Below are 2,409 nucleotides of genomic sequence, written 5' to 3'. Positions count from 1 at the left end.
AGGCGCTGGCCGCCTTCGGCGCCGAGCTGCATGCCAAGGTGCAGGCGCTGCGGGCGGCCTGCGGGACCGACGCTGGCGTGGCGGCGGCACCGGCTGGCGCGCCGGCCATGGGCGCCGCCGAGGCGGCCGAGCGGACCCAGCAGTTCGCCCGGCTGCTGGCCGACTGCGATGCGCAGGCCGAGGAGTACCTGGCAGCGCACCGCGCCGCGCTGCAACAGGTCTGCGGCGCCGAGGCCGTGGCCGCAGTCGCGCGGGCCGTGCAGGACTTCGACTTCGATGCGGCGCTGCAGGCCCTGCGCGACGCCGCCGCCCAGCAGGGCGTGGTGATCGCGGCGACGGCCTGATCCGGCCGGCACCCGGCGTGTGGGCGCTTCCCGGCCGTGAAGCGCTGCGGATCGGTTTCCGGACACAGCCAATGCGCCGGCAAATTCATTTATAAACGGTAACAAATCAACGCCACCCGTTTTCCATGCACCAGGAGCGCTTTCGGATGGTTTCGTTCGCACGGCGGCCCGTGCCGTGTGGGTAGTGGCTGCTTCGACCATGTTCCTCCCTCCTGTGCAGCACGGCGCCACGCCCGCGGCCCTGATCGTGTGCGACCGCCACGGGCGCATTCAGCGCACCAATGCCGCATGGAAGCAGCTGTTCGGCCACCCGGTCGGCAGCGGACCGACCCTGTTCGATGCGGCGCTCTACGCCGATGGCGAGGCCGGCCTGCGCCGGCTGCAGCAGGCGCTGGCCAACCCCGAGCAAGCCGTGGACGCACTGGAGCTGCGCCTGCTGCGCCAGGACGGTTCGCAGTTCCTGGCCTGTCTGCGGTGTGCAGCATCGCAGGCGGGCGGCCAGACCTGGTACAGCGCCTGGATCACCCCTTGCGCGTCGCTCCATCCGGTCGTCCAGGGCGCGCATGCGCAACAGGCGCTGTTGCTGGACGGACTGCTGGCAGGTACCGCGCTGGTGGACCAGGGCCGGCTGCTGCGCGTCAACCTCAGCTTCGCGCGCATGCATGGTTACGAGGATGCCGACGGCATGGCCGGCCTGGAGATCGAGGGGCTGTTCGAGGACACCACCGAATACCAGCGCTTTTGCACCGAGACGGCCCGCTCGTTCGCCCACGGCGACAGCTGCAGCATCACCTGGCGTGCACGGCACCGCGACGGCACGGCCTTCCAGGTCTATGCGCGGGGCCGCAGCACCGCGCTGCCGGACGGAAGAGCGGCGGTCGCCTGGATTGTCGACGACGAGAGCGACCTGCGCCGCGCGCAGGAGGCGCGGCAGGACAATGAGACCTACAGCCGCATGCTGCAGGACTCGCACATCGCGATGTCCATCTACGACCCGGTCAACGACTGCTACACCGACTGCAACGAGGCCGCACTCAGGCTCTACGGCCTGGCACGCCGCGAGGACCTGATCGGGCGCAACGTGCTGTCTGTCTCGGCGCCCAGGCAGGACAACGGCATGGAGTCGGCGGAGATGCTGGCCATGGGCCGCAAGAGACTGCGGAGCCGAGGCGAGGAGATGCCAACCTTCGAATGGCGCCACCGCCGGCCGAACGGCGTGGAATGGATCGCCGAGGTGCACGGCACGCCGTTCCGCTACCGCGGCAAGACCCTGGTGCAGTTCACCGTCAGCGACATCACGGCCGACAAGGAGACCCGACGCCAGGTCAAGGAGATGGCGGTCTTCCTGCAGACCATGATCGATCGCATGCCCAACGCCGTCTACTACAAGGGGCCGGACACGCGCTTTCTGGGTTGCAACGAGGCCTTCGAACAGGCGTTCGGCGTGAAGCGCGCCGACCTGGTCGGCAAGCGCGTGGACGAACTGGACGATGTGCCCGAGCCCCTGCGCAGCGAACTGCAGGCGCAGGATGAACGCGTGATCGCAACCGCCGCGCACGAGCGGCGCGAGACGCGGCTGCGCTTCGCCGACGGCAGCGTGCACCAGGTGCTGTACTCGGTCAGCGGCTTTCGCAAACGTGACGGCAGCCCGGGCGGCCTGGTCGGCGTGGTGGTCGACCTGGAAGCTTTGAAGGCCGCCCAGAGCGCGTTGGGTGTGGCGCAGAAGGAACAGGCCGCGATGTTCGAGACGGCCGGCGTGGGCATCGCCTTCGTGCGCGACGGCGTGATCGCCCGCTGCAACCGCGAGCTCGAGAGCATGTTCGGCTATGCGGAGGGCGAGTTGCAGGGCCGGCCGCTGGGCCTGTGGTACGGCGGGCATGCGGACCTGGCCGAGGCCCGGATGCGGCTGGAGCAACGCATCGGCATGCCGCGCGACAGCCACCACGACCAGGAGTTCGTGCGCAAGGACGGCACGCGCTTTTGGGGCCGCATCACGGCACGCCACATCGACGCCGACACCAGCCAGGGCAGCGTGTGGTTCATGGAGGACGTGACGGAGGAGCGC

The 2,409-nt window shown here is 69.6% G+C and carries 2 protein-coding genes; both read left to right on the top strand.

From position 1 onward, the window contains the following. Positions 1–344, top strand: a 344-nt coding sequence (locus IE209_RS33550) for a hypothetical protein (RefSeq protein ID WP_373305474.1), incomplete at its 5' end; no start/stop codon positions are given. Between the two features lie 199 nt (positions 345–543). After that, positions 544–2,409, top strand: a 1,866-nt coding sequence (locus tag IE209_RS33545) for a PAS domain-containing protein (RefSeq protein WP_189691188.1), incomplete at its 3' end; no start/stop codon positions are given.

Origin of the sequence: Pseudorhodoferax aquiterrae (assembly GCF_014652235.1) — a bacterium.
Classification (GTDB): Bacteria; Pseudomonadota; Gammaproteobacteria; order Burkholderiales; family Burkholderiaceae_C; genus Pseudorhodoferax; species Pseudorhodoferax aquiterrae.
This window is presented reverse-complemented; position numbering and strand designations above follow the sequence as displayed.